This is a genomic window from Clostridium sp. (assembly GCF_051278035.1).
Lineage (GTDB): Bacteria > Bacillota > Clostridia > Clostridiales > Clostridiaceae > Clostridium_AD.
Map to the genome: position 1 here is coordinate 1 of NZ_JBNMNU010000197.1, position 7,395 is coordinate 7,395.

Genomic DNA, 7,395 nt, shown 5'->3' on the forward strand with positions numbered 1-7,395 from the left:
GTGCTTCAGATTTTCTTTTATTCATGTATCTTACCTCCTCATCATCATAGGAGTATTATTACATTATTTTAATTATTATTATAGGTGACGAGTTATTTGTCGCTTACGTATATAATTGAGTAAAGAAAATGCACTATGATTTCTATTAATTAGGAGGGGAGTTATATGGTTGGGTTGTTTGGATCTCTTGAATCACTATTTTATATGTATTGTATGTATTTACTGTTCCTCGGTCCAATGTTAATGATGTTTAAAAAAGCACATAAATTAAACACAGATGAGAATTATCGCAATTCAATAATTAACCAAGGAAGTAATAAAACAAATGAGAATGGAGAACTTTATACTGGTTATAGAAGGTTCAAGTCAGTAAATGGATATATAAGATATCAGTATGCAGGGTTTATAGCATGGGGCATATTCGCTATTTTATTTATACTTATAAGCATTCCAATATATATAATGGGAATTAATCCTATAATTAAATATTTTGCATTTATAATTGCTATGACTGTTACAGACTATATTCTATATAAAAGGAATAAAAATGTGATATCAGCTATAATGCATATTTAATAATTCCTGCTACTTTCATTGCTAAAATATACATTATTTCATGGATTAATTATTATGTAGTTTATGAACATAAAAATATTTTTATTTCTATGCGAGACAACGCAGATAAAAAGGCTTATTTAAGAAAAACTCTTAGATATGCCTTTATTTATGGCAGTTCCTATCATCAACGGTTATCTACAGTATATAATTTAAAAATTGCAAATTATTTTTATTATTATACCACTAATTACCTATTTGACCTTATAAAAATGATAGTATCTATACTAAATAGCCTGCGAAATATAATGAAGATTATCCGGGAGCAAAAGGCTTGGGGTGAAAAATGAAATATCGAAAACTATAGATGAATATTTGGAGTGATAAAATTTTGTAGAATTAGTATTTTATGGTATAGTTTTCATGAAAGATAGTGAAGGTAATGTAATAAGTACACCTAATGTCTAAAATGGGAAGTTGAATGAGAAATTGTGATTTGTTCGTGGATAACATGTTTTTACATATTTATGGTGGTTACTGTCACCATTGCGAACGGAGTAAGCTTGCTTATATAGTGCCATGGAGGAGATAATATTGAAAAAATTTGTTGATTTTATAATTCCGACAGCTGTATATTTTATCACTTCTTTATTTGTGTTTGTTATTTTGGATCAAATTGATACTAAATCAGATATGCCTATTATAACTAGATTGGGATTTTCGACGGGTTTAACTATTGGCTATGTAATATTTGAACTCATAAATAAAAATAATAAAAAATGAATAGCAACAGCCATTCATATAAGCATCTTCTCTTAATCATGTTATTTTATATTAATAGATTGCTATCTTATCGATTACTTAAATAGCTTAATTTTTGATACCGTAATATTCAGTTTTAGACCTCTGTGTAGTGATCCATTGATTGGTAGATTTCGAGAGCTATTCAATAAATTTTGCATGGTCTCAAATGTGCATATAACCATCCTTTTTCTGCCAAGATGTTATTTTCTACTACTCTAAAAGAATATCCTAATGTAAAAAATCAATTTAGAACCATAATCTTTTTATCTCAAAAATAACAATCATTGTAGATATAAACACATATATAAAATTTTTAAAATTATGTTTCCAACTTAAATTATTTTCAGAATATTTGGAATCAATAATGCTACCTGCATTCATAATACAAATGCCCCCCCCCATAATAAGCCAATTCATTTCTTTAAACATATCCTTACTTATAAAAAAGTAGCAAATACCCATACCTATCAACGAAATGGAAACAATCCACTGAATTATATCATTGATTTTCTTTAATGTAGCTTTACGAACCATATTACTCATCCTTTCTTATGCGCTAAATTCAACCGTTTAGTATATAGGAAAATTATAACATAGTTTCTATATTTTCATTACCCCAAGTTACTGCTCAAGTAAACTTCCTTTTTCTGATCCTCAGTTATTCCTATATATCTTAAAGTCTGTGTTTTGGATGAATGATTAAATATATCCATTAACAGCTCTATAGTAGTTCCGTTAGTATAGGCATGGTAACCAAAGGTCTATAGTGATAGGTAAGGATTTGAAGTTATCTCCACCTTTTCCCCCACCTCACACCGTACGTGAGACTTTCACCTCATACGGCGTTCCAACAAGTTGTACTTTATTTAATTAAATAACTGAATTTCCTACTAACTTTCTTAGAGAATTGACACGTTTTAAACCTTTATTGTCTAGCTTTAATATATCCATATACTTATTGATGGTCTCTTGTTTGGTTGCATGTACTAATTTATGAGCATCGGTACTTAACCATACAAGGTTCTTATATTCATCAGTTCCACCTAAGTGGGGTATGAAGAACATAGCTGTCCTGTACTGAAAACTCAATTCCTTATATTGGAAATTTGTTAATTACCTCATTATAAGCCACTTGAGCTTCAGTAATTGATAATTTTGAATATATTTCAAGGGTTTTTCTGCTTTCATGACCTGAATATGGTTGTATTAAAGCATCGTCTATGCCTTGTTTTTTTAGCCAGGTAAACAAAAAATGCCTTAATTTATGAGGAGATAACATTGTTTTTAACCCAGCTTGCGCGGAGTATTTTTCTAAGATTTTTCTTATGCCCCTGTCGGTATATTTCTTTTTCCAGGATGATTCAAATAAATAAGTGGCATTATTTTTCAGATTATTGTTACAATGTATACCAAGCACCTCTTTAAATCCTTCTGGGAAAGGAACCACACGATCCTTATTCCCCTTACCTTGATTAATTCTTATCTGACAATTTAATAAATCTATATCACTAATCTTTATGCTAACTAATTCACTGACTCTAACACCCGTATAAATCAAAACCTTGATAATTAACATGTCCTGAAAGTTTTTAGAGTTCCAAACTACTTTATAATAATTTTTTATTTCATCCTCTGTTGGCACATATGGTAATTTTCTTGCGTTTCGTGGAACCTCAAGTTCTAATTCTTCTCTAAGATACTTGAATAAACTTTTCAAATAATTATAGTCGGGTCTTTCTTTACGAAGATATTTTGCAAGTTCCTTTGCTTTTTTCTTGGGAGCTGTTCTTTGTAATTCAGCAGGCATTTTTTTGTACCCCCAAATGTATTCGTTTATCCATATCTAAATTAAAATTACCATATGGATTAACATGGCTATAAATTAATGGCGTTATAGCTCTAAAATCTTCTTTTTCCATACTATTAAACCACTCTTCCTCAGATAAAATATCTTGAATCAATAATGTATTAACATATACCATGCAGTTTTGTATCAAATGGAGAGCCAAAGCTGATATTTCCTGGTCTTCAATGTTATTAGTTGAAAATTCACGACCTCTTGCACAGAAAATAAAATTATTTGCACTATTCCAATTTTCAATAACATTTAATCCTTGGTTAATTTCTATTCGCATTTCTTCTGACATAACATATCTGCAAATAAATATAGTTTTTATTGCTCTTCCAAGCTCACTTAATGCCTGGTATGTGGGATGCTGAAGATTATTTTTAGTGAATTTTTTTAAAATAGATTCTGCATCAGCGGTACCAAGTCTTAATGCCGTTGCGTATTTTACCATTTGATCATATTGCTGTCTAATTAATTCCCAATTAATCGGTTTCTTTTTCATAACAAGTTCAATGTTCGAATAATCTTCATCACTTATTTCAGGTTTATACAGTTTTTGTTTGTTGATATTTTTGATACGAGGCATTAGCTTGAACCCAAGCAAACAGCTGAATGCAAAAGCTACTTCACTTTGTCCATGTGTGTCTACATAGTTTTTTTCTATACTCATGTCAGTACAATGTCTAAGAACACCTTCAATAGCAGAGGCAACTTCTGACGATGAACAGGATTTTACTTGAGAATATACACATAAAGACTTTTTCTCAACATGCCAATAAATCATAATTCCTCGACCATGATATCTGTTATGCCACTCTGCCCTTAAATTTTGATCCCATGCTCCAAATTTTTTAGAATCTGATGCACAAGTTGTTGTCGCACTACCCCAAATATTTTGACTGCGAATTTTCAAAGTAGCATTTACCACTTCGGCAATTGCAGCTCTTAAATTATCCTTGTTTATAAACTTTCTTTTTATGTACTCCAAATCCATATAGTTTTCATCTAAACCCTTTGAAGAAACAGCCTTTAGTCCCATATTTGTTCCCATTCCATAAAGGGAGACTAACAAGCGTTTTCTTATAATTTCTCGAGTTAACCTTTCTTGAGTTGCGCTAGTTTTTAAATGTTTTGTGAAGTCAATCCTTAAGTCAGCTTCTTTAAAAACATCTAATAAATTCAAATCAGGCCAACGATTTGATATTTCACGTTTCAATTTCAAAAGATTTTTTGCCTCTGGTTGTTTTGGAGATGGCGAAATTTTTATTCTTCCATTTCCTATATCTAGGATTTTAACCTTTTCATTTTTAGGAATAGTCTTATTTAGCTTAGATAAAGAATCTTTCATAGATGATTTTATCTTTTCAATAAAGTCATTTACATCTAAAGGCTGATTTATTGCTGAGTAGTATTCCTCTTTTTTTATATCAAAGTCCTTTGGAAGATCCTCATCAGGATTCCTGTATTTATCAGCGCCACTTATCCAAACCTCTCTGCAGCGAATCTTATCCTTTAAAGCCTGCAAGGCACATAATTCATAGTTGGCTCGCTTAATTCTAAGTGCGTTATTTTTTCCTGTTGTTTCTTCTATCATACCTTTCCACATAGGTCTAACAACACCCTCAATTGGAACTATTTCATCCTTTGAATAATAACGTGATTTTGAATCTAAATACTTCTTTATAAGTTCTATTGCCTTTATTATAGGCTTATATTTATCATTATTTGAATTAAAATTCAACGCATTTATTATATCCGGCAAAATACGCCTATAATGCTTTTGATAGGAAGATCTCATGTTATTATAATTTTTTTTGTTTAATACATCATCACTCTTATTTTCTAACTCATTAATTAAATCCTTTAATTTTTGCTCGTCTGCTATTGGATATATTATGTCGCATGTCTTAGCTTCTGGGCTCTCTACAACAGCTTTAGCAATTTTTAAAAGTAATTTATTTTTATTCCTAGTATAATTTGTGCTCTCTGCAAGTTCCTTCTTTATTTTTCTATTTGCACTTGTGTCTAAATTATTCAGTATTTTTATAAGTAAATCCACTAAATTATCCTTAATCTCCATTGATTTATAATGAAAAAATACAGATAATAACACATTTCTTATAACATCAGGATGTCTTTTAAATTCGCTGACATTCTCAGATTTACTGCGTTTATAATACTTTTTTAAATACTTAGGCGGTATATCCTTGAAAATATCTTCTGGTATTATCATATTTTCAATAGTTTTTAATTTATTAGATTCATTAAAAACACTTTCAATATTTGCACCATCAGGATTAATGCTGAAATCATTGAACCATATTGTTTGTTCCGTGTTATCATTTTCTGATTCAATTGCAATAAATAAATTGAATTTTCGAATAGTTTCAACTGGTAGCTTATTAAATATATTTTCAAACATGTTATTTTCATATGTATTTATAGCTGAAGAAACTATACGCTCTAAAGTTTCCTCAGTAGTAGACTCAATTTTTATTTCGTAAAACCTTTTATATAGTTGTTGCTTTAAATACTCAATATCATCATTAACAGGTAAAACTATTTGTATAAGCCATTCTTTAATTGATTCCATATCATTTTTACTATATTCACGAAAGCAAAGTTCTTCTCGAATTTGCTTCTTATGAAAAAAAGCATTTCTGCTATTAAAATCGTAATTTAAATAAGTTTTTTTATCAATTTTAAGTTGTTTTGCAATGAACTCAATACTTTCTTCTGATACTGCTTCTTTACTCATAGGAAATTTCCCGTAATTTTGTAAAGATTTATAGAGCACTGAAAATCCTATTTTTGCATCATTTGATTTATTATAAACTAATTGTAGCTCTCTTAGGTTTAAACTAAAATCTTTTATCATATATGTCCTACCTTTAAAAGTTCCTATAAGTACAAGAGTAGGAACTTATTTTAAGATTAGCTTACCATATGCATCTAAAATACTCAATAAAATACTTTAAATACACCTAAGTTCAAGTTCCAAAATAAGATCCGGAACTTTTAATTAAAGCTTCGGTTAGTTATTACCATATTTAGGAATCGAGTTTTCAGTACAGGACAGCTATGTTCTTTATACCCCAAATTAAGAGAACTCAATTTAAAAACGGGCATGGATTTTGTTGCTATTGAAATCACTGGCTATATATTATTACTTAAGGAGGAAAGCAATGAAATTTATTGATATACTTAAATCTAACAAAAGAAAAAAACAATTTGAGGAACAGATTTATATAATATATAGAGATTTATATAAGTTTATATATTCTATTGTAAAAAATCAAAATTTAACTGAGGATGTACTTCAACAGACATTAATGAAAGCTTATGAAAATTTTGATAAAATAGAAGACATTAAAAAAATTAAATCATGGATTTTTACTATAGCAAAGAATGAGAGTTTATCATGGATTAGAAAATATAATAGGGAGATTCCTAGTGAGAATACTTACTTAGAATTATTAGATGGTTCCTCAGAAGATATCCCAGAAGAATTATTGGTAAAACGAGAAACAAATGAACAGATAAAAGAAATTATTAAAATGTTAAATCCTGTTGATCAAGAGATAATACATTTAAGATATTACTGTGATTTGAATTTAAATGAAATAGCATTGATACTAAACTTAAATATAAACACTGTTAAAACAAAACATAAAAGAGCGAAAAATAAGATATATACACACCTTATATGTGATGATCCTTCTTTTGAAGTTGCGGCAACAGTTATAGATTAAGATAATTTATAAAAAATGAAACTTTTTTAAAAGAACATTATCTAATATATATGAGACCCAACTTATATGTGTTGATGCATATTTTGAAGTTGCGGATATGGTTAAAGACTAGGAAGAGGTGAAATAATATGAAGCAAAATAATATAGATAGAATTATAAAAGAGACGTATATAGAATTTAATAGCGAATTGGATATTCATTCTGATATTAAAATTCCTGAATTTAATACCATAATGAATAAATTTCATGGCAATCTAAAAGAAAAAAGTAATAGATCGTCTATAACAAAAAAACTAGCATTGGTGGCTAGTTTTACATTGGTTATAATTATTTCAACATTTATCTCATCAATTCCAAAGGTAACTGCTTTTAAATTTAACATTATGAAAAAATTTGAGGAGTTAAGAGGAAATACTAGAGATATTAAGTTTAGTA

The 7,395-nt window shown here is 28.9% G+C and carries 8 protein-coding genes; 4 read left to right on the forward strand and 4 right to left on the reverse strand.

The features are described from left to right. The first annotated feature begins 165 nt into the window (after positions 1-165). Entirely contained in the window at positions 166-576 is a 411-nt protein-coding gene (locus ACJAX4_RS20380) for a hypothetical protein (RefSeq protein WP_435791268.1), read from the forward strand. A gap of 573 nt (positions 577-1,149) precedes the next feature. After that, positions 1,150-1,338: a hypothetical protein gene (locus ACJAX4_RS20385; protein WP_435791269.1), complete on the forward strand. Its 189-nt coding sequence runs from the start codon at positions 1,150-1,152 to the stop codon at positions 1,336-1,338. A 267-nt stretch (positions 1,339-1,605) separates the two neighbouring features. Here the strand turns inward: ACJAX4_RS20385 and ACJAX4_RS20390 are convergent, their stop codons facing one another. The 4 genes from ACJAX4_RS20390 to ACJAX4_RS20405 form a co-directional block, all read right to left on the reverse strand. Then, complete coding sequence (locus ACJAX4_RS20390; protein ID WP_435791270.1) at positions 1,606-1,893, reverse strand: hypothetical protein; 288 nt, start codon at positions 1,891-1,893, stop codon at positions 1,606-1,608. Positions 1,894-2,229: 336 nt separating this feature from the next. Then, on the reverse strand, positions 2,230-2,424 hold the full coding sequence (locus ACJAX4_RS20395; RefSeq protein ID WP_435791271.1) for a hypothetical protein: 195 nt from the start codon (positions 2,422-2,424) through the stop codon (positions 2,230-2,232). 28 nt (positions 2,425-2,452) lie between these two features. Then, positions 2,453-3,166 (reverse strand): tyrosine-type recombinase/integrase, encoded by a 714-nt coding sequence (locus tag ACJAX4_RS20400; protein WP_435791272.1) that lies wholly within the window; start codon positions 3,164-3,166, stop codon positions 2,453-2,455. Further along, entirely contained in the window at positions 3,156-6,086 is a 2,931-nt protein-coding gene (locus ACJAX4_RS20405; RefSeq protein WP_435791273.1) for a Tn3 family transposase, read from the reverse strand. The genes ACJAX4_RS20400 and ACJAX4_RS20405 overlap by 11 nt, the downstream gene beginning before the upstream one ends. Before the next feature lie 307 nt (positions 6,087-6,393). Between ACJAX4_RS20405 and ACJAX4_RS20410 the strand changes: the two genes are divergently transcribed. Together ACJAX4_RS20410 and ACJAX4_RS20415 are read left to right on the forward strand one after the other, a co-directional pair. After that, on the forward strand, positions 6,394-6,960 hold the full coding sequence (locus ACJAX4_RS20410) for an RNA polymerase sigma factor (RefSeq protein ID WP_435791274.1): 567 nt from the start codon (positions 6,394-6,396) through the stop codon (positions 6,958-6,960). A gap of 128 nt (positions 6,961-7,088) precedes the next feature. Next, the coding region (locus tag ACJAX4_RS20415) for a hypothetical protein (RefSeq protein ID WP_435791275.1) at positions 7,089-7,395 on the forward strand (307 nt) is incomplete at its 3' end.